Origin of the sequence: Janibacter terrae, from assembly GCF_039636765.1 — a bacterium.
Lineage (GTDB): Bacteria > Actinomycetota > Actinomycetes > Actinomycetales > Dermatophilaceae > Janibacter > Janibacter terrae.
Map to the genome: position 1 here is coordinate 1,475,849 of NZ_CP144167.1, position 26,654 is coordinate 1,502,502.

The following is a 26,654-nucleotide window of genomic DNA, read 5'->3' on the forward strand; positions in this document are numbered from 1 at the left end:
GACAATGGCTGGCATGAGCGACCCGACCCGAGCCCTGCGCGGCGCCGTCGACCTGTCCCGTCTCACCGGATCGGCCCCCGGTGCCGGCCCGGGGGCTCCCGCAGCCCCCGCTGCCGGTGGCGCCGCTGGCGCCGCTGGTGCCGCTGGTGCACCTGCCGACGGTCTCCTCGTCGAGGCGACCGACGCGACCTTCAACACCATCGTCGGTCGGACCTCGGTGGTCCCGGCCGTGGCCGTCGTGTGGTCCTCCGAGCACCCGCAGAGCCGTGTGCTGCTCGACGACGCGCTCGCGATCGCCGGCACCCTCGAGGGACGCGTACAGGTCGTCGGGATCGACGTGGCGACCAACCCCGGCATCATGCAGGCGGTCCAGCCGCCGGAGGTGCCGCTCGCGCTCGGTCTCGTGGCCGGGCAGCCGGTGCCGCTCTTCAGCGGGATCGTCGACCCGGAGCAGTTCCGCCAGGTGGTCGACCAGCTGCTCCAGGTGGCGGTGCAGCACGGCGTCACCGGGCGCGTCAGCGCGCAGCCCGCCGAGGCCGACACGCAGGACGACCTGCCGCCGCTGCACCAGGAGGCCTACGACGCGATCGAGCGCGACGACCTGGACGCCGCGGCCGCCGCCTACGAGCAGGCGATCGCCGCTGACCCCAAGGACACCGACGCGCAGCTCGGGCTCGCCCAGGTCGGCCTGATGAAGCGCACCCGCGGGGTGGACCTCCACGCCGCCCGGGCGGCCGCGGCCGGTGACCCGCACGACGTCGACGCCGCCCTCGTCGTCGCCGACCTCGACGTGCTCGGTGGTCATGTCGAGGACGCCTTCACGCGCCTGATCGACCTCGTCCGCGTCACCGCGGGGGAGGACCGCGACCGGGTCAAGGCGCACCTGCTGGACCTCTTCGCCGTCGTCGGCAACCAGGACGAGCGCGTCCGCAAGGGCCGTACGACGCTCATGAGTGCCCTCTTCTGACGCCTCTTCCTACGCTCCGAGACCCTGCATTCCCCTAGGGCAATGCAGGGTCTCGCGCTCCCGGGGCGTGCATTCCCCTAGGGCAATGCAGGGTCCCGGGCGGTTCAGGAGGGCGTCAGGGGCGAGTCGGGGGCGAAGGGGGACGGCTGCATCGTCGACGCCCCGTCCTCCGGCCGCACGGTCTCCACGCGCAGGATGTGGTCCGGCACCCGGACCTACGGCACCCTGCGCCCGGCTTGATGGTCGACTACCCCGCAGGGGTGAGGTAGACCGCCGAGAGCGCGGCCACCCGCACCTCGAGCGACCACGGCTGGTCCTGCCAGGGTCGCTCCTGCGCCTCGATGACGACACCCGCCTGGCTCGGTGAGCCGGCGGCGTCGTAGCCCGAGGTGTCGAGACCGACCACCCAGCGACCCCCCTTCGGCACACCGATGCGAAGGGGGGCACGGTCGGACCCGCCGAAGTTCACGACCACGGCGACCACGTCGCCGGAGCCGTCCGCCTGCCCGAAGCGCAGGAAGGAGACGGTGTTGCCCTGGTTGTCGTCGGCGTCGAGCCAGCGGAACCCCGCCGGCTCCGCGTCGAGCGCCCACATCGCGGGGTGCTGCTCCGCGAAGGCGTTGAGCCCCCCGACGAGGTCGAGCAGCCGCCGGTGCGGCGCGTGCTCGAGCAGGTACCAGTCGAGCGACCGGCTCTCGGACCACTCGCTCGTCTGGCCGAACTCGGTGCCCATGAAGAGCAGCTGCTTGCCCGGGAAGGCCCACTGGTAGGCGTAGAAGGCGCGCAGGGTCGCGAAGCGCTGGTCGTCCTCGCCCGGGATCTTGTAGGGCATCGACCCCTTGCCGTGCACGACCTCGTCGTGGCTGATCGGCAGCAGGTAGCTCTCGGCGTACGCGTACATCATCGCGAAGCTCAGCAGCTGGTGGTGGTGCTGCCGGTTGACCGGGTCCTCGCCCAGGTAGCGCAGGGCGTCGTTCATCCAGCCCATGTTCCACTTCAGCCCGAAGCCCAGACCGCCCTCGTGCGTCGGGGCCGTCACGCCCGGCCAGGCGGTCGACTCCTCGGCGACGGTGACGATGCCGGGGGAGCGGCGGTAGGCGGTGGCGTTGACCTCCTGGAGGAGGGCGACGGCCTCGAGGTTCTCCCGGCCACCGTGGTGGTTGGGGATCCACTCGCCGTCCCTGCGCGAGTAGTCGAGGTAGAGCATCGAGGCGACGCCGTCCACGCGCAGCCCGTCGACGTGGAACTCCTCGAGCCAGTACAGCGCGTTGGCCACGAGGAAGTTGCGCACCTCGGGTCGCCCGAAGTCGAACACGTAGCTGCCCCAGTCGGGCTGCCACCCGCGCCGCGGGTCCGGGTGCTCGTACAGCGGCAGCCCGTCGAAGCGCACGAGCGCCCACTCGTCGGTGGCGAAGTGCCCCGGCACCCAGTCGAGGATGACCCCGATGCCGGCCGCGTGCAGCTCGTCGACGAGGTGGCGCAGGTCGTCCGGGGAGCCGAAGCGCGAGTTGGGCGCGAAGTAGCTCGTCACGTGGTAGCCCCACGACGGCGGGTACGGGTGGTCCATGACCGGCATGAGCTCGACGTGCGTGAAGCCGTGCTCGCGCACGTACTCGACGAGTTCGTCGGCCAGGCCGCGCCACCCGAGGCCGGGGCGCCAGGACCCGGGGTGCACCTCGTAGATGCTCATCCGCTGGTCGTGCGGGTCGCGCTGGGCGCGCTCGGCCAGCCACGCGTCGTCGCGCCAGGTGTACGTCGAGCCGGTGACCACCGAGCCGGTCGCGGGGGCGGTCTCGGCGAGGCGGGCCATCGGGTCGGCCTTGTGCCGCAGCACGTCGTCGGCGCCGCGCACGGCGAACTTGTAGACGTCGCCGAGGTCCACCCCCGGGACGAAGAGCTCCCAGACGCCGGAGTCGCCGAGCAGCCTCATGGGCAGCAGCGACTCGTCCCAGCCGTTGAAGTCACCGATGACGTGCACGGCCTTGGCCCGCGGCGCCCACACGGCGAAGGAGACACCGGTGACCGTGCCCATCGGCCCGTCGTAGGAGCGCAGGTGCGCACCGAGCACGGTCCACAGCTGCTCGTGGCGACCCTCGCCGACGAGGTGCAGGTCGACCTCGCCGAGCGTCGGGGCGAAGCGGTACGGGTCGTCGCCGAGGTGCTCGACGCCGTCCTCCCACGTGGTGAGCACGCGGTAGTCCATCGTGCGGCTCGCATCGGTACGCACGCCGGAGAAGATCCCGTCCCGCTCGTGCTCGAGGTCGACCACGACGTCGTCCTCGAAGCGCACCCGCACGCGGGTGGCGAGCGGTCGCCGGACCCGCACGCGCAGGCCGGCGGCCTCGACGTGCTGGCCGAGGACGTCGTGAGGCTGGGCGCTGCGGCCGTTGGCCACGGCCCACAGGGCGCCCGGCAGGGCGGACTCGGGGACGGGTGTCATGACGGGACCTCCCGGACCAGTGCTTCGACGGCGGCCGTGGGCAGCGCGAGCCACCCCGGCCGATGGTGGGCCTCGTAGACGACCTCGTAGAGGGCCTTGTCGAGGACGTGGGCGGTGAGCAGCGCGCCGTGCGTGCGGGGATCGGTGCCGACCTCGGCGTAGCCGTCGAGGAAGGCCGTCTGCGCGGCCCGGCCCCACGGCCCGGCGTCGACGCCGGGGTGGGTCCGGGCGACCGTGCCGACGACGTAGTCGATGGAGCGCAGGACACCGGCGACATCGCGAAGGGGGGAGTCCACGTCGTTGCGCTCGGCCAGCGGCCGCAAGGGCTCACCCTCGAAGTCGATGAGCACCCACCCGCGGCCGGGGACGTCGAGCACCTGGCCCAGGTGCAGGTCGCCGTGGATGCGTTGCAGCGCGGGCCAGTCCGCCTCGAGCGCGCGGTCGAGCACGTGCTCGACCGCGGCCTGGTGGGCAGCGAGCGCGGGCACCTCGCTCATGGCCCGCGCGGAGCGGCGGCGCATCGAGCCCACGTGCTGCTCGACGACGTCGCGGTCGGCGGGCACGCACGGCAGGGCCCGCGCGAGGTCCTCGTGGACGCGCGCCAGCACCCGGCCGAGCTCGCGGGCCCGCGGTGAGAAGTCCTCGCCCTCGGCGGCCTGCCGCAGCGCCACGCGCCACGCGTCGGTCGCGCCCTCGAGGTACTCCTGCGCGAAGACGACCTGGCCGAGGTCGCGCCCGCTGCCGTCGGGGCGCTGCCACGCGCCGGCCACGTGGCCCACGCTCGCCGGGACGAAGGGGGAGTGGCTCGCCGCGAGCGCGCCCTGCAGCGTGATGTCGGGGTTCTCGCCGGGGGAGAGGGTGCGGAAGACCTTGATGATCACCGGGGCGCCGGTGCCGGGCTCCGGGGTGACGATGATCGAGGTGTTGCTCTGCTCGCCGACGAGCACCCGGCTCGTCGCGACGACCGGGTCGTCCTGCCACGCCGGGTGCGGCGCCCCGACGACGTCGGGGTCGACGGTGTCGGAGACCGAGCCCGCCTGGGCGGCGACCTGGCCGCGGACGAGCCGGAGCAGCTGGGCGACGTACACCGGGTCGTGCGGTGCGTCGTAGACCCAGCGGTGGCCGAGGACCGAGTGCTCCATCTCGCCGACGAGGGCCGCCTCGGCACCCTCGAGCGGGGCACCGCGGTAGGTGAGGGGGACCTGGTAGACGACCGGCGTCGTGCCGGACTCGTCGAGGAAGGCGATCGTCTCGATGCCCACCTCGCCGGCCGGGTCGTCCAGGCGCCACGAGTCGAGCCGGGTGAGCCGGGGACGCCGTCCGGCGCCGACGTACCAGCGCTGGCCACCCATCCACGCGGTGACGAGCTCGACCTTGTCCGGGCGCAGCACCGCGTCGTGGATCGTCGCCATCAGCTGCTCACCACCGAGACGATGTGGACCGGCTCGGCCTCGGCGCCGACGCGCACGTAGTTCGCCTCGCCCCAGTGCCAGCGCTCGCCGGTCACGTGGTCCTCGACCTCGAAGCGGTCGGCCCAGTCCATGCCGAGCGCCGCCATGTCGAGGCGCAGCGTGGACTCGCGGGTCGAGTGCGGGTCGACGTTGGCCACGACGATGACGGTGTCGGTGCGACCGTCGGGCAGCGTGCGCGACTTGGAGAAGGCCAGCAGGTTCTCGTCGTCGACGTGGTGGAAGGTGAGGTTGCGCAGCAGCTGGAGGCCGGGGTGCTCGCGCCGCACCCGGTTGAGCATCGTCAGCCAGCCCGCGAGCGAGCCGCCGGACGCGGCGACCTCGTCCCAGCGACGGTCCTTGAACTCGTACTTCTCGTTGTCGATCTGCTCCTCGGCGCCCGGGCGGGCGACGTGCTCCATGAGCTCGTACCCGGCGTAGACGCCCCACGTCGGGACCATCGTCGCGGCGAGCGCGGCGCGCACCTTCCACGCGGCCGGTCCGCCGAACTGCAGGTACGGCGTGAGGATGTCGTGCGTCGTCGGCCAGAAGCTCGGGCGCATGTACGCCGCGGCCTCGCCGGCGACCTCGGTGCCGTACTCGACGAGCTCGGGCACCGTGTTGCGCCACGCGTAGTACGTGTAGCTCTGCTGGAACCCGACCTTGGCGAGCGTGTGCATCATCGCCGGCTTGGTGAAGGCCTCCGACAGCCAGATGACCTCGGGGTGCTCCCGCGCCACGTCCTGGATCAGCCACTGCCAGAACTCGACCGGCTTGGTGTGCGGGTTGTCGACGCGGAAGAGCGTCACCCCGTGGTCGATCCACACCTGCACGACCCGGCGCACCTCGGCGTAGACGCCGGCGGGGTCCCTGTCGAAGTTCACCGGGTAGATGTCCTGGTACTTCTTCGGCGGGTTCTCGGCGTAGGCGATCGTGCCGTCGGCCCGTGTGGTGAACCACTCGGGGTGCTCGGTGACCCACGGGTGGTCGGGCGAGCACTGCAGCGCGAGGTCGAGCGCGACCTCCAGCCCCAGCCTCCTCGCGTCGGCGACGAAGGCGTCGAAGTCGGCGAAGGTCCCGAGGTCGGGGTGGATCGCGTCGTGCCCACCGTCCGGGGAGCCGATGGCGTACGGCGAACCCGGGTCGTCGGGGCCGGCGCCGAGCGTGTTGTTGGGTCCCTTGCGTGCGGTCGTGCCGATCGGGTGGATCGGCGTCAGGTAGACGACGTCGAAGCCCATCTCGGCGATCGCGGGCAGGCGCTGCGCGGCGGTGCGCAGGGTCCCGGAGACCCACCGGCCGGTGTCCGGGTCGAGCCGGGCGCCCTCGCTGCGCGGGAAGATCTCGTACCAGGAGCCGAAGAGCGCCAGCTCGCGCTCGACGAGCAGCGACAGGTCGGTGCCGGGCGTCACGAGCTCGCGCAGGGGACGCGCGGCGAGCTCGGCGGCGGCGGACCCGGTCGTCACGAGGTGCAGGGCGGCGCTGGCGTGGTGACCGTCGAGGTCGCGCAGGATCGCGGCGGCGGAGCGAAGGGTGGAGCGCCCCCCTTCGTCCCTCGTCCGCTCCGCGGCGGCCCGGTCGAGGACGAGGGCACCCTCGGCGCGCATCAGGTCGGTGTCGATCGCGGCGGCGATCTTGATCGTCGCGTCGTGCACCCAGGTCCCCCACGGGTCCGACCAGCCCTCGACCCGGTAGGCCCACAGGCCCTCGCGGTCGGCGACCACCTCACCCTCCCAGATGCTTAGACCCGGGTTGGTGCACGTCATGGGCAGGTGGCGCTCGACGCCGTCCGGGTCGGTGAGGACGATCGTCGCGCCGACCGCGTCGTGGCCCTCGCGGAAGACCTCGGCGGAGACGGTGAAGGGCTCGCCGACGACGGACTTCGCCGGCCGGGCGCCGTGGTCGACGCACGGGCGCACGTCGCTCACGGGGATGCGGCCGAGCGGCTGCTGGGGTGGCGTCGAGGTGGGGACGCGGGTCGGGGCGGACGGGACGACGGTGAAGTCGGTGCTCACCTCGGCCACGTTACCCGCGAGGTCACCGCTCGGCAGTTGGCGTGCCGCCGCGATAACCCCCAAGATGGTCTGGGTGAAGGCCATCCGACGTTTCAGTGTCCGCACCGCCCTGCCCGAACCGATCTCCGCCCTCGGCGACCTCGCGATGAACCTGAGGTGGAGCTGGCACTCGCCCACCCGCCGGCTCTTCGCCGAGCTCGACCCGCAGCGGTGGACGGAGGTCAACCGCGACCCCGTCCGCCTCCTTTCCACCTACTCCTCGACCGAGCTCGAGGAGCTCGCCACCGACCGCGACCTCGTCGCGCGGGTGGCGGCCGCCAAGGCCGACCTCGACGAGTACCTCTCCTCGCGACGCTGGTACCAGGACGCGGGCGACGGGCTGCCGGCCTCCATCGCCTACTTCAGCCCCGAGTACGGCATCACCGAGGTGCTGCCGCAGTACTCCGGCGGTCTCGGGATCCTCGCCGGCGACCACCTCAAGGCGGCCTCGGACCTCGGGGTGCCGATCGTCGGCGTCGGCCTGTTCTACAAGACCGGTTACTTCAAGCAGAGCCTCAACCACGAGGGCTGGCAGCAGGAGACCTACCCGGTCCTGGACCCGCAGGGCCTGCCCCTGCACCTGCTGCGCGAGGAGGACGACACCCCCTGCGTCGTGACGGTCGCGATGCCCGGGGGCGGCTCCCTTCGCGCGCACGTGTGGCGGGCCCAGGTCGGCCGCGTGCCGCTGCTCCTCCTCGACTCCGACGTGCCCGGCAACGACGACTCGATGCGGGCGGTCACCGAGCGCCTCTACGGCGGTGGCGGCGAGCAGCGGCTGCAGCAGGAGATGCTCCTCGGCATCGGCGGCGTGCGCGCACTGCGCCTGTGGTCGCGGCTCACCGGGGCGCCCGAGCCCGAGGTCTTCCACACCAACGAGGGCCACGCCGGATTCCTGGGGATCGAGCGGATCAGCGAGTTCACCCAGTCCGCCGGCATGACCTTCGACGAGGCGACCGAGGCCTCCCGCGCCGGGACCGTGTTCACGACTCACACGCCCGTGCCCGCCGGCATCGACCGCTTCGGCACGGACCTGCTCGAGCGCTACTTCGGCGGGTCGCAGGAGCTGCCCGGCGTGCCGCTGGACAAGCTGCGCGAGCTCGGCGCCGAGACCTACGAGGGCGGTTCGCCCGACATGTTCAACATGGCCGTCATGGGGCTGCGGCTCGCCGTGCGCGCCAACGGCGTCTCCCAGCTGCACGGCCACGTCTCCCGCGAGATGTTTGACGGGCTGTGGCCGGGCTTCGACGACGACGAGGTGCCGATCACCTCGATCACCAACGGCGTCCACGCCCCCACCTGGGTCGACGACACCGTCTACGACATCGCCGCGCAGCACCTCGGCGGCCGCGACGTCGAGGCCTCCGACCGCTGGGACTCGATCCCGGCCGTGCCGGGCGCGGACATCTGGGCGGCCAAGGCGCAGATGCGCGCGCGGCTCGTCGAGGACGCCCGGGCACGCCTGCGCTCCAGCTGGGCCAAGCGCGGGGCGACCGACGCCGAGCTCGGCTGGACCGACGGCGTGCTCGACCCCGAGGTGCTGACGATCGGCTTCGCCCGACGGGTGCCGACCTACAAGCGCCTCACCCTCATGCTGCGCGACCCCGAGCGGCTCAAGGCGCTGCTGCTCCACCCCGAGCGGCCGATCCAGCTCGTCATCGCCGGCAAGTCGCACCCCGCCGACGAGACCGGCAAGCAGCTCATCCAGCAGATGGTGCACTTCGCCGACCAGCACGACGTGCGCCACCGCATCGTCTTCCTGCCCAACTACGACATCGCCATGGCCCGCACGCTGTACCCCGGCTGCGACGTCTGGCTCAACAACCCGCTGCGTCCCTTCGAGGCGTGCGGCACCTCGGGCATGAAGGCCGCCCTCAACGGCGGGCTCAACCTCTCCATCCTCGACGGGTGGTGGGACGAGTGGTTCGACGGCGAGAACGGCTGGGCCATCCCGACGGCCGACGGCGTGGCCGACGAGGGCCGTCGCGACGACATCGAGGCCGCGGCCCTCTACGACCTCATCGAGCACGAGGTCGCGCCGCGGTTCTACGACGTCGACGAGCAGGGCCTCCCGCAGCACTGGCTCTCGATGCTGCGGCACACGCTCACCACGCTCGGACCCAAGGTCCTGGCCACCCGCATGGTGCGTGACTACACCGAGCAGCTCTACGCCCCGGCCGCCAGGCACAACGCGCGCGTCAACGCCGAGGACCACGCGGGGGCCAAGGCGCTCGCCGACTACAAGGCGCGCGTGCGGGCCGGCTGGCCCGCGGTCCGGGTCGACCACGTCGAGGGCTCCGGGGTCTCCGACAGCCCCCTCGTCGGCGAGCTGCTGAGCGTCGACGCCTACGTCGCGCTCGACGGCCTGGCCCCGCACGAGGTCGACGTCCAGGTGATCGCCGGCCGCGTCGCCCTCGGCACGGACGACCTCGTCGAGTGGGACGCAACCTCGCTCGACGTCGTCGAGTCCTACGAGGACGGCAAGGCCAAGTTCTCCGGCCGGGTCCCCATCGAGCGCACCGGCCAGTTCGGCTGGACCGTGCGCGTCCTGCCCCGGCACGAGCTCATCGCCTTCCCCGCCAGCATGGGGCTGGTGGCCAACGCCTGACCCCTCGTCCCCCTTCGCAGAGGGTCACGTCGTGCACCAAGAGCGCTCCGGTGCTGCACGACGTGACCCTCTGCCGGTCAGCGCGTGTACAGGCGCAGGCTGAGCGGGGTGAGGGTCTCGGGCTCGGCGCCGCGGCCCTCGGACTGCGACTCGCGTCCGTCCTCGGGTCGTTCCCAGGCGCTGTCCCAGCGCAGGGTCCAGCCGGGCTCGCCGGGGAGGGTCACCTCGATCTCGTCGAGGCCCCCGTGCAGGACGAGCAGGGCGGAGGGCTCGCCCTCGAGGGTGAGCTGGAGGGTGCGGCGCTCGTCCTGGGCCCAGGTCTCCTCCGTCATCGGCTCGCCCGTCTCGTCCCACCAGCCGAGGACCGACTCGTCGTGGTCGCGCAGGACGGGCACCTCGCGACGCAGCGCCGTGAGGTGCGCGACGGTCGCGAGCAGGTCCGTGCGCTCCTCGTCGAGGTCCCAGTGCAGCCAGCTCATCTCGTTGTCCTGGCAGTACGGGTTGTTGTTGCCCCCGTGGGTGCGGCCGATCTCGTCGCCCGAGGAGATCATCGGGACGCCGGCCGACAGGAGCAGCGTCCCGATGACGTTGCGCGAGGAGCGTCGGCGCGCGATGCCGATGACGACGTCGTCGGTCGGTCCCTCCGCCCCGTGGTTCCACGAGCGGTTGTGGTCGTTGCCGTCACGGTTGTCCTCGCCGTTCGCCTCGTTGTGCTTCTGGTCGTAGGCGACGAGGTCGGCGAGGGTGAACCCGTCGTGGGCGGTGACGAAGCCCATCGACGACAGCGGCGTCCGGTCGCCGAAGAGGTCCCGGCTGCCGACGAGCCGGGTCGCGATCTCGCGCACGCCCGGCCCGGGCTCCTCGCCGCGGGAGAGCGCGCCCGACCCGGCGACCCAGAAGTCGCGCGCGGTGTCGCGGAACCGGTCGTTCCACTCCGCCCACGCCCCGGGGAACTGCCCGGTGCGCCAGCCGTCGGGCCCGAGGTCCCACGGCTCGGCGACGTGCAGCACCTGCGAGAGCACGGGGTCCTCGCGCAGCGCGACGAGGAAGGGGTGGTCGGGCGTGTACCCGAGGTCCTCGCCGCGGGCGAGCGCCACCGCGAGGTCGTAGCGGAACCCGTCGACGTGGCACTCGGTGACCCAGTAGCGCAGCGAGTCGAGGACCATGTCGAGCACGAGCGGCTCGGTGAGGTCGAGCGTGTTGCCGCAGCCGGTGACGTCGACGTCGTGACCGTCCTCGTCGAGGCGGTACCAGGTCGGTGCCTCCAGGCCGCGCCAGCACAGCGTGGCGCCGTCGGTGCTCTGCTCGGCGGTGTGGTTGTAGACGACGTCGAGGAGTACCTCGATGCCGGCGGCGTGGAGCTCCTTGACCATGCCCTTGAACTCGCGCAGCACCTCGTGCGGGTCCTCGCTGCTCGCGTACGGGGCGTGGGGGGCGAAGAAGCCCATCGTGTTGTAGCCCCAGTGGTTGGTCAGCCCCAGGTCGACGAGGTGCGGCTCGTCGGCGAAGGCGTGCACGGGCAGCAGCTCGACCGTCGTCACGCCGGTGCGCCTCAGGTGCTCGACGGTCGCCGGGTGGCACACGCCGGCGTACGTCCCGCGCAGGTGCTCGGGGACGTCCTCGAGCAGCATCGTCAGCTCGCGGACGTGTGCCTCGTAGACGACGCGCTCGTCACGGGGGACCGCCGGGGGAGCGTCGTCGCCCCAGTCGAAGCTCGTGTCGAGCACGACGCTGCGCGGGACGAAGGGGGCGGAGTCGGCCTCCGAGCGCGTCGGCACCTCGGCGTCGCCCTCGAGGACGTGCCCGAAGACCTCGGGCCGGTAGTCCACGGCGCCCTCGATCGCGCGGGCCCACGGGTCGAGGAGCAGCTTGGCGGGGTTGTAGCGCAGGCCCGCCGGCGGGTCCCACGGGCCGTCGGCGCGCAGCCCGTAGCGCGTCCCGGGGGTGACGTCCGGGACCAGCCCGGCCCACCACCCGTCCCCGGTGGCCGGCAGCGCGTGGCGGGTCTCACCCCCTTCGTCGTCGAAGGTGCACAGCCACACGGCGGTCGCGGAGGCGGCGTGGACCGCGACCTCGACGCCGCCCTCCACGGGCCGGACGCCGGGCTGCGGGAGATGGGGGAGTGCCTGGACGGCAGTGGTCGACATGGCCCACAGCGTAAGCAGTTGGGTAGCGTGGCGGCATGAGCGATCCCACCGCCCTCCCCAACTTCGGCCCCACACCCACCAACGACGCCGACCAGCCGGAGCCCGAGGCCCCGCTGCGCGACCGCGTCGTCGACGCCCTGGGTGACCTGGGTCTGGAGACCCGCATCGACGACGAGGGCGACGTGGCCTTCATCTTCTCCGAGCAGCAGATGTTCATCCGCTGCGCGGACGACGAGTCCAACGTGCTGCGCGTCTTCGGCCAGTGGGCCCTCGAGGACCCCGTGCCCACCGACCCGATGGAGCGCCTGCAGGTCAGCAACGACCTCAACGTCGCCTTCAACCTCGTCAAGGCCGCCGTCGCCGGCGACACCCTGCTCGTGACGAGCGAGCACATCCTCCCGCGCGGCGCCGACATCCGCGGGCTGCTCGGCCTGGCCCTCCCGCTCGTCCTGCAGGGTGTGCAGCTGTGGCACCAGCGCGCCACGGGCCAGGAGCTCGAGGACGGGACCGCCGCCGACGGCGAGCCGCAGGCATGAGCGAGGTCGTCCGCCTCGAGGTCGCCGACGGCATCGCCACGATCGTCCTCGACCGGCCGAAGATGAACGCCCTCGACGCGCAGATGCAGCAGCGTCTCGTCGAGGTCGCCGAGGAGGTCTCCACCCGCACCGACGTCGCGGCGGTCGTCGTCTGGGGCGGCGAGCGCGTCTTCGCCGCCGGCGCCGACATCAAGGAGATGGCGGAGATGTCCTACCCGGACATGGCCGCCCACGTCCGCCTGCTGCAGCGCTTCTCGCAGGCGCTCGCCGCGATCCCCAAGCCGACCGTCGCCGCGATCACCGGGTTCGCGCTCGGTGGCGGTCTCGAGACGGCGCTGTGCTGCGACTTCCGCGTCGTCGCCGACAACGCCAAGCTCGGCCTGCCGGAGATCACCCTCGGCATCATCCCCGGCGCCGGCGGCACCCAGCGCCTGCCGCGCCTCGTCGGCCCGGCCCGGGCCAAGGAGCTGATCTTCACCGGTCGGATGGTCTCCGCCGCCGAGGCCCTCGAGATCGGTCTCGTCGACGAGGTCGTCCCCGCCGCCGAGGTCCTCGAGGCCGCCCGGCGCAAGGTCGCCCCCTTCGTCGGCGGTCCCGCCCAGGCGCTCCGCGCGGCCAAGGAGGCCGTCGACAGGGGGCTCGAGGTCGACCTCGGCACGGGCCTGGGCATCGAGGCGCAGCTCTTCAGCGCGCTCTTCGCGACGCAGGACCAGAAGTCCGGCATGCGCAGCTTCATGGACCACGGTCCCGGCAAGGCCACCTTCGAGGGGGTCTGATGGGTCCGAGCCCGAGCGGGACGGCCAGCGCGGAGCAGGTCGAGGCCGCTTGGCAGGACAACAAGCTCGCCCAGGTGCTCTACCACGACTGGGAGGCGCAGACCTACGACGAGAAGTGGTCGATCAGCTTCGACGAGCGGTGCACGAGCATCGTGCGTGACCGCTTCCTGCACGTGCTGACCTCGTCCCCGGCGCAGGGGGAGGCCATCCCCTTCGGGCGCACGCTCGAGCTCGGCGCCGGTACCGGGTTCTTCTCGCTCAACCTCAAGCTCGCCGGCCTCGTCGACGAGGTGCACGTCTGCGACCTGTCCCCGGGCATGGTCGCCGCGGCCGAGCAGAACGCGCAGCGGCTCGGCTTCACGATCGGGGGGCGCGTCGCCGACGCGGAGGCGCTGCCCCACGCGGACGACACCTTCGACCTCGTGGTCGGCCACGCGGTCCTGCACCACGTCCCCGACGTCGAGGCGGCGCTGCGCGAGGTCGTGCGCGTGCTCAAGCCCGGCGGGCGCTTCGTCGTCGCGGGCGAGCCGACGACGATCGGGCACTGGTACGCGCGGCACCTCTCCCGCGCGACGTGGGAGGCGGCGACGCGGGCCAGCAGGCTGCCGCCGTTGCGCCGCAAGTGGGCCCGCGACCGCGCCGAGCTCGACGAGTCCTCCCGCGCCGCGGCCCTCGAGGCCGTCGTCGACCTGCACACCTTCGACCCGCGCGAGCTGGCTGCGACCGCGCGCCGGGCCGGGGCGGACCATGTCGGCACGGCGACGGAGGAGCTGCTGTCCGCCTTCGTCGGCTGGCCCGTGCGCACCTTCGAGTACGCGGTCGCCGAGGACGCCCTCGGCCTCGGCTGGGCCTCCTTCGCGTACCGCTCGTGGAGGCGCCTGATGCGCGTCGACGCCGCCCTCGGGCGGGTCGTGCCGCAGCGCTTCTTCTACAACGTGGGCGTCACGGGCACCAAGCCCGCGGCGTGACCGGCCCGCACTGATGGCGCAGGACCGCCTCACGTGGTGGCACTGGACCCGGTGGGTGGTCGCCAACCGGGCCTGGAGCCACCACCACGTCCTCGGCTACCTGCGCATGGTCCGGGCCCGCGCCCGCACCCCGGGCCTCGTCTTCGAGGGGCCGTGCTTCATCGGCCCGGACGTGCAGCTCCAGGTCGCGCCGGGGACCGCGCGCCTCATCATCGGCGCGTACACGCACATCGGCGGGGGGTCCGCGCTGCGCGCCCACGAGGGCACGCTGCGCATCGGCGCCAAGACGGTCATCGGGATCCGCAACACCTTCAACACCTGGCTCGACATCGAGGTGGGGGAGGCCTGCCTCTTCGCCGACGACGTGTACGTCTGCGACTTCGACCACGTCACCACCGACCTGACGACCCCGATCAAGGACCAGGGCATCGTCAAGTCCCCGGTCCGCGTCGGCGACGACGTGTGGGTCGGGACCAAGTGCGTCATCACCCGCGGCACCGACATCGGCGACCACAGCGTCGTCGGGGCCGGCGCCGTCGTCCGCGGGGCGCATCCCCCCTTCGTCGTCCTCGGCGGGGTGCCCGCCCGCGTCCTCCGGCGCCGTCGGCCCGTCCCCGTGGCCGCCGGCGAGCTCGACCTGCCGGAGGGCTGGTGACATGGCGCGCGAACCCCTCGACGTCCTCGTCGTGCACATCCCGGTCGACGCGACCGAGGAGGTCCTCGCCGCGCTCTTCGCCGTCGGCGCGGGTGCGGTGGGGGAGTACCGCGAGTGCGCCTTCGTCGTGAGGGGCGAAGGGAGGTTCCGCCCCGTGGGAACGGCGAACCCGACCATCGGTGCCGTCGGCCGCCCAGAGCGCGTCGTCGAGGACCGCGCAGAGGTCACCTTCCCGAGGTCGCTGCGCGCGGATGTCGTTGCGGCACTGCGCTCCTCGCACCCGTACGAGGAGCCCTCCTTCCACGTCCTGGAGAACGCCGCAGGCTGATCCTCCCGGGGACATGTGGCGAAGGGCACCCTGCCCCGCGTTGGTGGTCGGTCACCCCGCTGGATAGCGTGAGCGGACTGGGACTCTCCCCGCACCGCCGGCTGCACGCAGCGGGACCGGTGGGAGCATCGCCCGGTATCCAGCCCCCTCACCCAGGAAGAGGACGATCGCCGATGAACATCGTCGTCTGCGTGAAGTACGTTCCGGACGCACAGTCCGACCGCGGATTCAACGAGGACAACACGACCGACCGCGAGGGCGTGGACGGTCTGCTGTCCGAGCTCGACGAGTACGCCGTCGAGCAGGCCCTGCAGCTGGTGGAGGCCGGCGAGGGCGAGGTCACGGTGCTGACCGTCGGCCCGGCCAACGCCGCCGAGGCCGTCAAGAAGTCCCTCCAGATGGGTGCGGACAAGGGCGTGCACGTCTCCGACGACGCGATCGCCGGATCCGACGCCCTGGCCACCTCGCTGATCCTCGCCGAGGCGATCAAGAAGATCGGTACGCCGGACATCGTCCTCACCGGCATGGCCTCCACCGACGGCACCATGGGCGTCGTCCCGGCGATGCTCGCCGAGCGCCTCGGCCTGCCGCAGGTCACCTACGCCTCCGAGCTGACCGTGGACGGCGGCGTCGCCCGCATGCGGCGCGACGGCGACACCGCGAGCGAGACCGTCGAGGCCACGCTCCCGGCGCTGATCTCGGTCACCGACCAGATCAACGAGCCGCGCTACCCCTCCTTCAAGGGGATCATGGCCGCGAAGAAGAAGCCGGTCGAGCAGTGGGGTCTCGCCGACCTCGGCGTCGACGCCGGCCAGGTCGGCCTCGCCAACGCCTGGACCGCCGTGGAGTCCACGACCAAGCGTCCCCCGCGCGAGCAGGGCACGATCGTCACCGACGAGGGTGACGGCGGCACGAAGCTCGCCGAGTTCCTGACCACCAACAAGTTCGTCTGATCGACGACCCGGACATCAAGGAGCAATAGACATGGCTGAAGTCCTCGTCCTCGTCGACCACGCAAACGGTGAGGTGAAGAAGCCCGCCGCGGAGATGCTGACCATCGCCCGCCGGCTGGGTGAGCCCTCCGCCGTCTTCATCGGCCCCGGCGCCGAGACCGCCACGGACCTCCTCGCGCGCTACGGCGCCGAGAAGATCTACGCCGTCTCCGACCCGGCCGCGGTCGAGCACCTCGTCGCCCCCCAGGCCGAGATCCTCGCGCAGCTGGTCCAGGAGAAGCAGCCCGCCGCGGTGCTCATCCCGAGCAGCGCCTCCGGCAAGGAGATCGGTGCGCGTCTGGCCGTCAAGACCGAGTCGGGTCTGATCACCGACGCCGTCGACGTCCAGGCCGGTCCCGACGGGCCGGTCACCACCCAGTCGGTCTTCGCCGGCAGCTACACCGTCCAGGCGAAGGTCACCAAGGGCACCCCGATCATCTGCGTCAAGCCCAACTCCGCCGCCCCGGAGCAGGCCAACGGCGCGGGTGCCTTCGAGGAGCTCTCCGTCACCATCTCCGACGGCGCGAAGGCCGCCAAGGTCACGGCCGCCGAGCCGAAGAAGGCCACCGGTCGCCCCGAGCTCACCGAGGCGGCCATCGTCGTCTCCGGTGGTCGTGGCACGGGCGGTGACTTCGCCCCGGTCGAGACCTTCGCGGACGCCCTCGGTGCCGCCGTCGGCGCCTCGCGCGCCGCGGTCGACGCCGGCTGGTACCCGCACACCTCGCAGGTCGGCCAGACCGGCAAGCAGGTCTCCCCGCAGCTGTACGTCGCCGCGGGCATCTCCGGTGCGATCCAGCACCGCGCCGGCATGCAGACGTCCAAGACGATCGTCGCGATCAACAAGGACGAGGAGGCCCCGATCTTCGAGCTCGTCGACTTCGGTGTCGTGGGCGACCTCTTCCAGGTCCTCCCGCAGGCCACGGAGGCCGTCAAGGGCAAGTGACCTCCCGTCACTCCCGACGAAGGGGGCCGCGCACCGTCGGGTGCGCGGCCCCCTTCGTCGTGGGTTTACCAAATCGTGACATTTGCCGTTACAGTTGCCGACGATCGCTTGGTCATCCACTGATCCCCACCCAGAGGTCCCCTGTGAGCACCACCCGATACGTCAGCCGGCACGGCAGCCCCCGCCGCGGACCGCTGACCCGTCTGAGCACCCTGCCCTCGTCGGTCGGCAGCAGCGGCGCCCGCGCCGCCGCGAAGGCCGTCGCCGGGGTCGGCATCGTCCTGGGCTCCGGCGCCTTCGTCATCGCGCCGAGCTCCGCCCAGGGCACCGGCCCGCAGGCGTCTGCGGCCGCACCTGCCGACGCCACCGCCGCGCAGGTCCGGGCCCTCCTTAACGGACGGGGCGACGAGTCGGCCCCCTCCCGCTCCGCGTCGCGCACGACGGCTGCCGTCACGGCCCCCACGTCCGGCGACGCCGGCGAGGTCCACGACGCCTCCGGCGCCCTCGCGGTCGACGCCGTCGTCAAGCCGGCACCGAAGCCCGAGCCGAAGCCGAAGCCGAAGCCGGAGCCTGTCGCGCAGACCGCGACGGACACCGAGGAGACGGCGCAGGAGCCCCCCGCCGAGGAGGCGCCGGTCGAGGAGGCCCCGCAGGAGCAGCCCGAGGCCGACCCGGAGACGCAGACCGCCGACGAGGAGTCGCAGGCCCCGCAGACGGGGTCGGTCACCACGAGCAACTACGCCTCGGAGGCCGCCGGGCTGGGGCTGGGTCCCAACGCGCAGAAGGTCTACTCGGCCGTGCGCACGCAGTTCCCCGACATGACCGACATCGGTGGCTACCGCGCCGGCGACCCCGGCGACCACGGCAGCGGCCGCGCCGTCGACATCATGGTGACCGGTGCCCGCGGCGACCAGGTCAACGCCTGGCTGCAGCAGCACGCCGGCGAGCTCAACATCACGTACATCATCTGGCAGCAGCGCATCTGGTACCCCAACGGCAGCTCCAACATGATGGAGGACCGGGGCGACCCGACGCAGAACCACTACGACCACGTGCACGTCTCGGTCGGCTAGGACGCGCGAGGACCCGTCTCGGGACGGCGGCCACGCAGGTCGCCCACCGCGAAGGCCAGGGCCACGAGCACGACGACCGCGACCAGACCCAGTGCGGCGCTCATCGCGGTCGTCCAGCTGCCGCTCGCACCGAGCACGGCGAAGGCCGCGGAGGTGATCACCGCGATGCCGATGGAGGTGCCGATCCGCTGCCCGGTCTGCATGACGGCCCCGGAGCTGCCGGCGTACTCGAGCGGCACCTCGGCCAGGGCGAGGGTCTGGTTGGGGCTGATGACGGAGCCCTGCGCGGCGCCGACGAGGACGAGGCTGGCGACCAGCCACCACTCGCTGAGGTGCCCACCCGCCCGCAGCTGGACGACGACGATGCTCGTCAGGACACCGAGCAGCGCCAGGACCAGGCCTGCGATGACGACTCGGTGGCCGTGGAGCGCCACCCGCCGCCCGGCCCAGCCCGAGGCCACCGCGGCCGTCAGTGCCGCCGGCACGCCCACCAGGGCGGTCTGCAGCGCGGACCTGCCCGTGCCGACCTGGAAGTAGAGGGCGACGAGCACCCAGATGCTCGTCATGCCGAGGAAGTAGAGCAGCGCGATGATGCTGCCCCGGGTGAAGCTGCGGATGGTGAAGATCTGCAGGTCGACCATCGGGCTGCGCCCGCGGTCGCGGTGGTGGCGCTCCCACCGCACCCAGCCCCAGCCCAGGACCAGACCCGCCGGCAGGGTGAGCCAGAACCAGGGCGAGGAACCCCCTTCGACGAAGGGGAGCATCGTCGCCAGGACGGCGAGGCCGAGGAGCAGCGACCCGACCGGGTCGAGCGAGCGCCAGACCCCTTCCGCGCGGGTCGTGCCGGTCGGACGGTGGAGCAGGGGCCTCGGGAACCACAGGAAGGCCAGCACGAGGCAGAGCAGGCCGGCCGGCAGGTTGATGAGGAAGGTCAGGCGCCACCCGATCTCCGGACCGCCAGCGCCGATGAGCAGCCCGCCGATCACGGGGCCGATGCCGACGGCCACGCCGACGGTGCTGCCGAAGAGCCCGAAGGCCCGCCCCCGCTCGTCGCCGCGGAAGTACTGCTGGATCATGCCGATGCCCTGGGGGTTGATCAGGCCCGACCCGACTCCTTGGACGAAGCGCGCGATGTTGAGCCATGTCGCGTCCGGCGCGAGGCCTGCGGCGACCGAGGCCAGGGTGAAGGTCGCGACGCCGATCATGAAGACCCCGCCGCGCCCGAGGAGGTCGCCGGCCCGTCCGGCGGCGACGAGGACGACGCCGAAGGTGAGCGCGTAGCCGGACAGGACCCACTGGACGTCGGAGTCGGTGGCTCCCAGACCTGACTGGATGGAGGGGACGGAGACGTTGACGATGCTCACCCCGACGAGCGACATGAAGATCGCCACGAGGAGCACTGCGAGGACGCGTCGTCGCTGGGCGTCGGAGAGGACGTGCCCAGGGTCCGCGACCGCGGTGGTCCCACCCGTCACCTGACCTCCTCGGCTCGACCCGTGCACCCTGGGGGGCAACCTCGGTCCGGTGGCGTTCATTCCCGGTGTCCGGGCTTCCGTAGACTCTCTGTGATGACCACCTACCTCGACCATGCGGCGACCACGCCGATGACCCCCGCGGCGCGCGAGGCGATGGTCGAGCAGCTCGCGATCACCGGCAATGCCTCGAGCCTGCACGGGCCCGGGCGCGACGCGCGTCGGGTCGTCGAGGAGTCCCGCGAACGCATCGCCGCCGCCCTCGGCGCGCGCCCGAGCGAGATCGTCTTCACCTCAGGCGGTACCGAGGCCGACAACCTCGCCATCACCGGCAGCCTGCGCGCGGCCCGTGCGGTGGACCCCCTTCGCTCCCGCATCGTCGTGAGCGCCGTCGAGCACCACGCGGTGCTCGACCCCGTCGACCACGCGGTCGAGCACGAGGGCGCGAGCGCGACCTTCGTCGCGCCGGGGGAGTGCGGCACGGTGCACCCGGACGCCGTGCGCGCCGCGATCGAGGAGTCCGCGGAGACCGTCGGCCTGGCGACCGTCATGTGGGCCAACAACGAGGTCGGGACCGTCCAGGACGTCGCCGCGATGGCGGCGATCGCCCACGAGCACGGCATCGCCTTCCACACCGACGCGGTCCAGGCGACCGGGCACCTGCCGGTCGACTTCGCCGCGAGCGGCGTGGACCTCATGAGCGTCAGCGCGCACAAGCTCGGTGGCCCGATCGGCATCGGAGCGCTCGTCGCCAAACGCGACGCCCGGCTCGTCGCCCTGAGCCACGGTGGGGGCCAGGAGCGCGGCGTGCGCTCGGGCACGCTCGACGTCGCCTCGATCCGCGCCTTCGCGGTCGCCGTCACCGATGCCGTGGACCGGCGGGAGGCCGAGGCCGCCCGGATCGGCGCCCTGCGCGACCGCTTCCTCGCCGGCACCCAGGCGCTCGACCTCGGCATCCGGGTCACCGGCTGCTGGGAGGTCGGTGACGTCACCACGCGACTGCCCGGCAACGCCCACATCACCATCCCCGGGTGCGAGGGCGACTCGATGCTCTACTTGCTCGACGCGGCCGGGGTGGCCGTCTCGACCGGGTCGGCCTGCCAGGCGGGCATCCCGCAGCCCTCCCACGTCGTCCTCGCGATGGGGCGCTCGGAGGAGGAGGCGCGCGGCTCCCTTCGCGTCTCCTTCGGCTGGACCTCCACCGACGCGGACGTCGACGCGGTCCTCGCCGCCCTGCCCGAGGCCGTCGCCCGAGCCCGGCGGGCCAGCGGGGCCGCCTGATGCGTGTCGTCGCCGCGATGAGCGGGGGCGTCGACTCCGCGGTCGCCGCCTCGCGGATGATCGAGGCGGGGCACGAGGTCGTCGGCGTGCACCTCGCCCTGGCCAAGGAGGCCAAGACGCTGCGCGAGGGGGCCCGAGGCTGCTGCACCATCGAGGACGCCGGCGACGCCCGCCGGGTCGCTGACCGGCTCGGCATCCCCTTCTACGTGTGGGACATGGCCACCCCCTTCGCCCGGGACGTCGTCGAGGACTTCGTCGCCGAGTACGAGGCCGGGCGCACCCCCAACCCCTGCCTGCGCTGCAACGAGAAGATCAAGTTCGCCGCCCTGCTCGACAAGGCGCTGGCGCTCGGCTTCGACGCCGTGGCGACCGGTCACTACGCGCAGGTCGTCGACGGGTCCCAGGGGCGCGAGCTGCACCGCGCGGTCGACACGGCCAAGGACCAGTCCTACGTGCTGGGTGTCCTCGACGAGGAGCAGCTGGCGCACGCCTTCTTCCCGCTCGGCGACACGACCAAGCCGCAGGTTCGCGAGGAGGCGGCCGAGCGCGGCTTCGCCGTGGCCAAGAAGCCCGACAGCCACGACATCTGCTTCATCCCCGACGGCGACACCCGCGGGTGGCTGACCCGGCGCCTCGGCGAGCAGGAGGGCGAGATCGTCGACGAGGGCTCCGGCGAGGTCGTCGGTGGGCACCGCGGGGCCTACGGGTTCACCGTCGGCCAGCGCCGCGGGCTCGGGCTCGACCGCTCCGGCCTCGACGGCGAGCCCCGCTACGTGACGAGGGTCGAGGCCTCCACCAACCGCGTCTTCATCGGGACGGCCGACCTGCTCGGCGCCGACGAGATCGAGGCCGACCACGTGCGCTGGTGCGGTCCCGCAGCCTCCGGTCGGCACCGGCTCGGCGCGCAGATCCGGGCGCACGGCGAGGAGATCCCCGCCACCGCCGAGGTGCTGGGCGAAGGGGACGACGCGCGCCTGGTCGTGCGGCTCGACACCGCCGTGCGGGGCGCCGCCCCGGGGCAGTCGATCGTCCTCTACGACGGCACGCGAGTCGTCGGGTCCGGCACCATCGCTCGGGCCGGCCGGAGCGCGGCGGTCACCCGATGACGCTCGCCTCCGGTATCGGCTCGTGGCCCGGGCAGTCCCCGCGGGAGGCCGTCGTCGCCGTCCGGGACCTGCTCGGGGACGGCATCGCGCACCTGCCCGAGCTGCCCGCCCGCGGCGTCGGCGCCGACATGGTCGGTCGCGCCGCCGCACTCCTCACCGACCTGCACGTCGAGACCCAGCCCTACGGGTGGCGGTTCGTCGACCGCCCCGGTGCGGACGAAGGGAGGGCCCGCGCCCTCCTCCGCGAGGACCTCGACGAGCTCGCCGAGGCGTACGACGGCTGGACCGGCCCGCTCAAGGTCCAGGTGACCGGGCCGTGGACCCTCGCCGCGAGCATCGAGCTGACCCGGGGCGAGCGCGCGGTCGGCGACCGCGGTGCCCGCCGCGACATCGCCGAGGCGCTCGCGGACGGCGTGGCGAGCCACCTCGGTGACGTGCAGCGCCTCGTGCCGGGCGCGCAGCTGGTCGTCCAGGTCGACGAGCCCGGCCTGCCGGCCGTGCTCGAGGGCCGGCTGCCGACCCAGTCCGGGTACGGGCGGCTGCGTGCCGTCGAGCGCAACGAGGTGCGGGACGGGGTGCGGACCGTGCTCGCCGCGGCCGGTGAGCTCGAGACGGTCGTCCACTGCTGTGCCGGCGATGTGCCCGTGGAGCTGCTGCGGCAGACCGGCGCGCGTGGTCTCTCGCTCGACCTGTCCCTGCTCGGTGGGCGTGGCTGGGAGCAGCTGGCCGAGGGGGTGGAGTCGGGCACGCGGCTGTGGGCCGGCGCCGTGCCGACGTCGGGCCCCACGGACTGGCGCACCGCGAGCGAGCGACTCGTCGGTGCCTGGCAGCGGATCGGCCTGCCCGTCGCGTCGCTCAGTGACGTCGTGGTCACGCCGACCTGCGGGCTGGCGGGGACGGCGCCCTCGTCCGCCGTGTCGATCCTGCGCACGACGACTGATCTGGCCGCCGCCCTCACCGACCTGGCGGCCGGCTGAAGCGCGTGCACAAAAGGTCGTCCTGGTGCATCAGGTGGCTGGATCGACCACGAGATGCACCAGGACGACCTCGAGTGCACGGGACCCGTCAGGCGGGGGCGTGGATCTCCCGCTTGAGGATCTTGCCGGTCGGGCCCTTGGGCAGCTCGTCGAGGATCCAGATCGTGCGGGGGTACTTGTAGGCCGCGATCCGGTCCTTGACGTACTGCTTGATCTCCTCGGTGTCGCCCGTGGCGCCCTCGCGCAGCGAGACGGCGGCGCCGACGTCCTCGCCGAGCTCGGGGTGCGGGACGCCGACGACGGCGCACTCGAGCACGTCGGGGTGCGTGTAGAGCACCTCCTCGACCTCGCGCGGGTAGATGTTCATGCCGCCACGGATGATGAGGTCCTTCTTGCGGTCGACGATCGTGTAGTAGCCGTCCTCGTCGACGCTCGCGATGTCGCCGCTGCGGAACCACCCGTCGGGGATCGCCTCGGCGGTCGCCTCGGGCTTGCCCCAGTAGCCCTTCATGATGTTGTCGCCGCGGATCGCGATCTCGCCGACACCCTCGCCGGGGCCGACGTCCTGGCCGTCGGTGCCGATGAGCTTCATCTCGCAGCCGGGGATCGCGCGACCGATGGTGCCCGGCTTGGTCGGCTGGTCGAGCATGTTGAAGGAGGCGACGGGCGAGGTCTCCGAGAGGCCGTAGCCCTCGAGGAGCTGCACGCCGAAGGTCTCCTCGAACTCGCGCAGCGTCTCGCCCGGCAGCGAGGAGCCGCCGGAGACGCAGGTGCGCAGGCTGCTCTTGTCGGTGTCCTGGACCGCGGGGTGGTGCAGCATCGCGCCGTACATCGTCGGCACGCCCTCGAAGATCGTCACCCGGTCGCGCTCGATGACCTCGAGGGCCTTGCCGGGGTCGAAGCGCGGGATGAGGGTCAGCGTCGCGCCCTGGCGGACCGCGGTGTTGAGGCCGCACGTCAGGCCGAAGACGTGGAAGAGCGGCAGGCAGCCCATGATGACGTCGTCGGGGCGGATGCCGATGATGTCTTCGGCGGAGCGCTTGGCGTTGAGGTCGAGGTTGTCGTGGGTGAGCTCGGCGCCCTTGGGCCGTCCGGTCGTGCCGGAGGTGTAGAGGATGACCGCGGTGTCGTCGCCGGCGCGCTCGACGGGCGTGGCGATCGGCTCCCCGGCCGGCAGGTCCTCCTCGCTCGGGCCGACCGGGCCGGAGGCGATGACCCGGGTCGAGGTGCCCTCGGCGCCGGCCTGCGCCTCGGCGGCGAAGTCGTCCCAGACGAAGGAGAACTTCGCGTCGGAGTCGGTGTAGAAGTACTCGATCTCCTGCGCCTTGAGCAGCGGGTTCATCGGGACGACGATGCCGCCCGCGAGCAGCGTGCCGTAGAAGAGCACGGGGAAGGCCGGGACGTTCGGCAGGATCAGCGAGACGCGGTCACCGGGCTCGAGGCCGGCCGCGCGCAGCGCCCCGGCGGTCTGGGCGGCGAGGCCGTGCAGCTGGGCCCACGTGAGTTCCGCGTCGTCGAGCTTGATGGCCACCCTGTCGGGGTGGGCCTGGGCGGTCGCGACGAGGTTGCTCGCGAGATTGGTCATTTGTTGGCTCCTGAATGAGGGTTCGGGTGACCCATCCAACCTTGTCGTCGTGTCGGATGGAAGGGGGTGTCGGTGCCCTGCGGCAGGATGGTCGGGTGAGCGAGATCCCCGAGGACGCCCGGCACGAGTGGGCCGACCTGGCCGAGCAGGCGAGCGCTGCCCAGTTCGCCTACCACGTCAAGGACGCGCCGACGATCAGCGATGCGGAGTACGACCGCCTGATCCGGCGGCTGCAGGAGCTCGAGGAGGCGCACCCCTCCCTGCGCACCCCCGACTCGCCGACGCAGACGGTCGGCGGCGCGATCTTCTCGACCGACTTCACCGCCGTCGACCACCTCGAGCGGATGCTCAGCCTCGACAACGCCTTCGAGGGCGACGAGCTGCTCGACTGGGCGCGCCGGGTCGAGCAGGAGGTCTCCGGGTTCCACTACCTCTGCGAGCTCAAGATCGACGGCCTGGCCATCAACCTCCTGTACGAAGGGGGTCGGCTCACCCGCGCGCTGACGCGCGGTGACGGGCGCACCGGTGAGGACGTGACGATGAACGTCCGGACCATCGAGGGCATCCCGACCCGGCTCGACGACAGCGTCCACCCGGTGCCCGACCTCGTCGAGGTCCGGGGCGAGGTCTTCTTCCGGCTCGAGGACTTCGCCGAGCTCAACGCGGGCCTCGTCGAGGCGGGCAAGCCCCCCTTCGCCAACCCGCGCAACTCGGCCGCCGGATCCTTGCGGCAGAAGGACCCGCGCGTCACCGCCCGCCGGCCGCTGCACATGCTCGTGCACGGGATGGGGCGGCGCGAGGGCTTCGAGGTCGACAGCCAGAGCCACGCCTACGAGCTGATGGCGTCGTGGGGGCTGCCCACCTCGCCGCACTACCAGGTCTTCGACTCGATGACCCAGGTGCGCAGCTTCATCACGCGCGTCGAGCAGCAGCGCCACGACTACGACCACGAGATCGACGGCGTGGTCGTCAAGGTCGACGAGATCGCCGTGCAGCGTCGGCTCGGCACGACCTCGCGCTCCCCGCGGTGGGCGATCGCGTGGAAGTACCCGCCCGAGGAGGTCAACACCAAGCTCCTCGACATCCGGGTCAACGTCGGACGCACGGGGCGGGTCACCCCCTTCGGCGTCATGGAGCCCGTCACGGTCGCCGGCTCGACGGTCTCCCTCGCGACCCTGCACAACGCCCACGAGGTCAGGCGCAAGGGCGTGCTCATCGGCGACACCGTCGTCCTGCGCAAGGCAGGCGACGTCATCCCCGAGATCCTCGGCCCGGTCGTCGACCTGCGCGACGGGAGCGAGCACGAGTTCGTCATGCCGACCCACTGCCCGGCGTGCGGCACCGAGCTCGCCCCGCAGAAGGAGGGCGACAAGGACATCCGCTGCCCCAACTCGCGGACCTGCCCCAGCCAGCTGCGCGAGCGGCTCTCCTCGCTGGCCGGCCGGGGCGCCTTCGACATCGAGGCGCTCGGCTGGGAGGGTGCGGTCGGGCTGCTCGACTCCGGCGTGCTCACCGACGAGTCCGGGCTCTTCGGGCTGGACGCCGAGGACATCGCCAAGGTGCCGCTCTTCACCCGGGCGGCGAAGAAGAGCGACCCGGAGGAGCTCGTCCACGACGGGCGGGTGCTCTCGGCCAACGGCGCCAAGCTCGTCGACAACCTGCAGCAGGCCAAGGAGCAGCCGCTATGGCGCGTGCTCGTGGCGCTGTCGATCCGGCACGTCGGGCCGACGGCCGCGCGGGCGCTCGCCCAGCACTTCGGGTCGATGACCGCGATCCGCGAGGCCGACGAGGCGGCGCTCGCCGACGTCGAGGGCGTCGGTCCGACGATCGCCGCGTCGGTGCGCGAGTGGTTCGACGGCGAGGGCAACGAGTGGCACGGCGGCATCGTCGACCAGTGGGCCGCCGACGGCGTGCGCATGGAGGACGAGCGCGACGAGTCCATCACCCAGACGCTCGAGGGCGTCACGGTCGTCGTCACGGGCTCGCTCGAGCGGTACTCCCGCGACAGCGCCAAGGAGGCGATCCTCGAGCGCGGCGGCAAGGCCTCGGGCTCGGTGAGCAAGAAGACCGACTGGGTCGTCGTCGGCGACAACGCCGGCACCAAGGAGGCCAAGGCGCGCGAGCTCGGCCGGCCGATCCTCACCGAGGACGAGTTCACCGAGCTGCTCGAGACCGGCAGCGTGGCGCGCTTCTCGGAGAGCGAGGGGGAGGAGAGCTCGTGAGCGCGGACCTCGCCACGATCCAGTGGTACGTCGACTCGGCGCTGGCCAAGCTGCTGGCGCGGGCCGACGACCTCGTCCTGGA

General features: G+C 72.5%; 20 protein-coding genes. 14 read left to right on the top strand and 6 right to left on the bottom strand.

Annotation, left to right across the window (positions count from 1 at the left end; genetic code table 11):
* Positions 1-13 precede the first annotated feature (13 nt).
* The gene (locus V3C34_RS07370; RefSeq protein ID WP_346008428.1) at positions 14-967 is read left to right on the top strand and encodes a tetratricopeptide repeat protein; all 954 of its coding nucleotides are present in this window, start codon (positions 14-16) and stop codon (positions 965-967) included.
* Positions 968-1,214: 247 nt separating this feature from the next.
* Here the strand turns inward: V3C34_RS07370 and glgB are convergent, their stop codons facing one another.
* The 3 genes from glgB to V3C34_RS07385 are packed head-to-tail and all read right to left on the bottom strand — an operon-like array spanning position 1,215 to position 6,867.
* Positions 1,215-3,407, bottom strand: coding sequence for a 1,4-alpha-glucan branching protein GlgB (glgB, locus tag V3C34_RS07375; protein ID WP_346008429.1), 2,193 nt, complete (start codon positions 3,405-3,407; stop codon positions 1,215-1,217).
* Positions 3,404-4,819, bottom strand: a complete 1,416-nt coding sequence (locus tag V3C34_RS07380) for a maltokinase N-terminal cap-like domain-containing protein (protein WP_346008430.1) — start codon at positions 4,817-4,819, stop codon at positions 3,404-3,406. The genes glgB and V3C34_RS07380 overlap by 4 nt, the downstream gene beginning before the upstream one ends.
* Complete coding sequence (locus tag V3C34_RS07385; RefSeq protein WP_068325243.1) at positions 4,819-6,867, bottom strand: alpha-1,4-glucan--maltose-1-phosphate maltosyltransferase; 2,049 nt, start codon at positions 6,865-6,867, stop codon at positions 4,819-4,821. Before V3C34_RS07385 ends, V3C34_RS07380 begins: the two co-directional genes overlap by 1 nt.
* 73 nt (positions 6,868-6,940) lie before the next feature.
* Here V3C34_RS07385 and glgP point away from each other — a divergent pair, with 73 nt between their 5' ends.
* Positions 6,941-9,511 carry an alpha-glucan family phosphorylase gene (glgP, locus tag V3C34_RS07390; protein ID WP_068325519.1) on the top strand — a complete coding sequence of 857 codons (2,571 nt, stop codon included), beginning with the start codon at positions 6,941-6,943 and terminating at the stop codon, positions 9,509-9,511.
* Positions 9,512-9,588: 77 nt separating this feature from the next.
* Here glgP and glgX read toward each other — a convergent pair whose 3' ends face one another.
* Entirely contained in the window at positions 9,589-11,658 is a 2,070-nt protein-coding gene (gene glgX, locus V3C34_RS07395; protein WP_346008431.1) for a glycogen debranching protein GlgX, read from the bottom strand.
* Between the two features lie 35 nt (positions 11,659-11,693).
* Between glgX and V3C34_RS07400 the strand changes: the two genes are divergently transcribed.
* The 8 genes from V3C34_RS07400 to V3C34_RS07435 all read left to right on the top strand — a co-directional run bounded on the left by V3C34_RS07400 (position 11,694) and on the right by V3C34_RS07435 (position 17,929).
* The gene (locus V3C34_RS07400; protein ID WP_346008432.1) at positions 11,694-12,194 is read left to right on the top strand and encodes a T3SS (YopN, CesT) and YbjN peptide-binding chaperone 1; all 501 of its coding nucleotides are present in this window, start codon (positions 11,694-11,696) and stop codon (positions 12,192-12,194) included.
* On the top strand, positions 12,191-12,970 hold the full coding sequence (locus tag V3C34_RS07405) for an enoyl-CoA hydratase/isomerase family protein (protein WP_068422532.1): 780 nt from the start codon (positions 12,191-12,193) through the stop codon (positions 12,968-12,970). The genes V3C34_RS07400 and V3C34_RS07405 overlap by 4 nt, the downstream gene beginning before the upstream one ends.
* On the top strand, positions 12,970-13,938 hold the full coding sequence (locus V3C34_RS07410) for a class I SAM-dependent methyltransferase (protein WP_346008433.1): 969 nt from the start codon (positions 12,970-12,972) through the stop codon (positions 13,936-13,938). Before V3C34_RS07405 ends, V3C34_RS07410 begins: the two co-directional genes overlap by 1 nt.
* A 13-nt stretch (positions 13,939-13,951) precedes the next feature.
* Positions 13,952-14,593, top strand: coding sequence for an acyltransferase (locus tag V3C34_RS07415; protein WP_346008434.1), 642 nt, complete (start codon positions 13,952-13,954; stop codon positions 14,591-14,593).
* 1 nt (position 14,594) lies between these two features.
* Complete coding sequence (locus V3C34_RS07420; RefSeq protein WP_068325237.1) at positions 14,595-14,921, top strand: hypothetical protein; 327 nt, start codon at positions 14,595-14,597, stop codon at positions 14,919-14,921.
* Between the two features lie 173 nt (positions 14,922-15,094).
* The gene (locus V3C34_RS07425; protein ID WP_068325236.1) at positions 15,095-15,874 is read left to right on the top strand and encodes an electron transfer flavoprotein subunit beta/FixA family protein; all 780 of its coding nucleotides are present in this window, start codon (positions 15,095-15,097) and stop codon (positions 15,872-15,874) included.
* A gap of 31 nt (positions 15,875-15,905) precedes the next feature.
* Positions 15,906-16,856 carry an electron transfer flavoprotein subunit alpha/FixB family protein gene (locus V3C34_RS07430; RefSeq protein ID WP_068325235.1) on the top strand — a complete coding sequence of 317 codons (951 nt, stop codon included), beginning with the start codon at positions 15,906-15,908 and terminating at the stop codon, positions 16,854-16,856.
* Between the two features lie 143 nt (positions 16,857-16,999).
* The gene (locus tag V3C34_RS07435; RefSeq protein ID WP_346008435.1) at positions 17,000-17,929 is read left to right on the top strand and encodes a hypothetical protein; all 930 of its coding nucleotides are present in this window, start codon (positions 17,000-17,002) and stop codon (positions 17,927-17,929) included.
* Here V3C34_RS07435 and V3C34_RS07440 read toward each other — a convergent pair.
* Entirely contained in the window at positions 17,926-19,404 is a 1,479-nt protein-coding gene (locus tag V3C34_RS07440) for an MFS transporter (RefSeq protein WP_338538453.1), read from the bottom strand. The genes V3C34_RS07435 and V3C34_RS07440 overlap by 4 nt on opposite strands.
* Positions 19,405-19,497: 93 nt before the next feature.
* Here V3C34_RS07440 and V3C34_RS07445 point away from each other — a divergent pair, with 93 nt between their 5' ends.
* Genes V3C34_RS07445 through V3C34_RS07455 form a run of 3 tightly spaced genes read left to right on the top strand, consistent with a single transcriptional unit; the run spans position 19,498 to position 22,765 of the window.
* Positions 19,498-20,682 carry a cysteine desulfurase family protein gene (locus V3C34_RS07445; RefSeq protein ID WP_068422518.1) on the top strand — a complete coding sequence of 395 codons (1,185 nt, stop codon included), beginning with the start codon at positions 19,498-19,500 and terminating at the stop codon, positions 20,680-20,682.
* Positions 20,682-21,788: a tRNA 2-thiouridine(34) synthase MnmA gene (gene mnmA, locus V3C34_RS07450; RefSeq protein WP_338538452.1), complete on the top strand. Its 1,107-nt coding sequence runs from the start codon at positions 20,682-20,684 to the stop codon at positions 21,786-21,788. The genes V3C34_RS07445 and mnmA overlap by 1 nt, the downstream gene beginning before the upstream one ends.
* A complete protein-coding gene (locus V3C34_RS07455; protein WP_346008436.1) occupies positions 21,785-22,765 on the top strand; it encodes a methionine synthase in 981 nt (326 codons plus the stop codon). Before mnmA ends, V3C34_RS07455 begins: the two co-directional genes overlap by 4 nt.
* An 88-nt stretch (positions 22,766-22,853) precedes the next feature.
* On the opposite strand, the gene V3C34_RS07460 is transcribed toward V3C34_RS07455, so the two are convergent.
* A complete protein-coding gene (locus V3C34_RS07460; protein WP_346008437.1) occupies positions 22,854-24,350 on the bottom strand; it encodes a long-chain fatty acid--CoA ligase in 1,497 nt (498 codons plus the stop codon).
* A gap of 56 nt (positions 24,351-24,406) precedes the next feature.
* On the opposite strand from V3C34_RS07460, the gene ligA reads away from it, so the two are divergent.
* A complete protein-coding gene (ligA, locus tag V3C34_RS07465; RefSeq protein ID WP_346008438.1) occupies positions 24,407-26,572 on the top strand; it encodes an NAD-dependent DNA ligase LigA in 2,166 nt (721 codons plus the stop codon).
* The last annotated feature ends 82 nt before the right edge of the window (positions 26,573-26,654 follow it).

Coding starts and splice junctions, on each gene's coding strand:
- V3C34_RS07425 (WP_068325236.1), top strand. CDS start 15,095: ATGAACATCGTCGTCTGCGTGAAGTACGTTCCGGACGCACAGTCCGAC.
- V3C34_RS07415 (WP_346008434.1), top strand. CDS start 13,952: ATGGCGCAGGACCGCCTCACGTGGTGGCACTGGACCCGGTGGGTGGTC.
- V3C34_RS07400 (WP_346008432.1), top strand. CDS start 11,694: ATGAGCGATCCCACCGCCCTCCCCAACTTCGGCCCCACACCCACCAAC.
- V3C34_RS07405 (WP_068422532.1), top strand. CDS start 12,191: ATGAGCGAGGTCGTCCGCCTCGAGGTCGCCGACGGCATCGCCACGATC.
- V3C34_RS07380 (WP_346008430.1), bottom strand. CDS start 4,819: ATGGCGACGATCCACGACGCGGTGCTGCGCCCGGACAAGGTCGAGCTC.
- V3C34_RS07460 (WP_346008437.1), bottom strand. CDS start 24,350: ATGACCAATCTCGCGAGCAACCTCGTCGCGACCGCCCAGGCCCACCCC.
- glgX (WP_346008431.1), bottom strand. CDS start 11,658: ATGTCGACCACTGCCGTCCAGGCACTCCCCCATCTCCCGCAGCCCGGC.
- V3C34_RS07430 (WP_068325235.1), top strand. CDS start 15,906: ATGGCTGAAGTCCTCGTCCTCGTCGACCACGCAAACGGTGAGGTGAAG.
- V3C34_RS07420 (WP_068325237.1), top strand. CDS start 14,595: ATGGCGCGCGAACCCCTCGACGTCCTCGTCGTGCACATCCCGGTCGAC.
- V3C34_RS07370 (WP_346008428.1), top strand. CDS start 14: ATGAGCGACCCGACCCGAGCCCTGCGCGGCGCCGTCGACCTGTCCCGT.
- V3C34_RS07455 (WP_346008436.1), top strand. CDS start 21,785: ATGACGCTCGCCTCCGGTATCGGCTCGTGGCCCGGGCAGTCCCCGCGG.
- V3C34_RS07445 (WP_068422518.1), top strand. CDS start 19,498: ATGACCACCTACCTCGACCATGCGGCGACCACGCCGATGACCCCCGCG.
- V3C34_RS07410 (WP_346008433.1), top strand. CDS start 12,970: ATGGGTCCGAGCCCGAGCGGGACGGCCAGCGCGGAGCAGGTCGAGGCC.
- ligA (WP_346008438.1), top strand. CDS start 24,407: ATGGAAGGGGGTGTCGGTGCCCTGCGGCAGGATGGTCGGGTGAGCGAG.
- glgB (WP_346008429.1), bottom strand. CDS start 3,407: ATGACACCCGTCCCCGAGTCCGCCCTGCCGGGCGCCCTGTGGGCCGTG.
- mnmA (WP_338538452.1), top strand. CDS start 20,682: ATGCGTGTCGTCGCCGCGATGAGCGGGGGCGTCGACTCCGCGGTCGCC.